A 321-nucleotide genomic window follows, 5' to 3' on the forward strand; every position below is an offset into this window, starting at 1 on the left:
AAGAATTTATCGCCACTAGGCTGAGAACATATCAATTTAACTGGAGATTATATTTATAATACCAAAACAAAACCAAATAAATTAAATCTTAATGCCTTAGCGCAGGATATTTTCCGTTTCCTATCGTTACCCCTAATATTCCTGCTTGTATTAAAGTATCTTTTTGTAGATCCAATGTTTGAGAATTATCATCCTTTGAAACTCTCGCATAACCAATTAGCATTTTTATATTTTTACCTTATGTTTAAAAAGCTAATATGCATACTATATTCTTACTTTGTTTTTTCAATAGGTTTTTAAGCGCTTTCTTATACTGTTTTA

General features: G+C 28.3%; 1 protein-coding gene. It reads right to left on the bottom strand.

Annotation, left to right across the window (positions count from 1 at the left end):
* Positions 1 to 88: 88 nt before the first annotated feature.
* A complete protein-coding gene (locus NF27_RS13285; RefSeq protein WP_410518026.1) occupies positions 89 to 223 on the bottom strand; it encodes a hypothetical protein in 135 nt (44 codons plus the stop codon).
* Positions 224 to 321 lie beyond the last annotated feature (98 nt).

The organism is Candidatus Jidaibacter acanthamoeba (assembly GCF_000815465.1).
Lineage (GTDB): Bacteria > Pseudomonadota > Alphaproteobacteria > Rickettsiales > Midichloriaceae > Jidaibacter > Jidaibacter acanthamoebae.

What these genes read in the sequence shown, in the direction of transcription:
- NF27_RS13285 (WP_410518026.1), bottom strand. Translation starts at nt 223, where the DNA reads ATGCTAATTGGTTATGCGAGAGTTTCAAAGGATGATAATTCTCAAACA.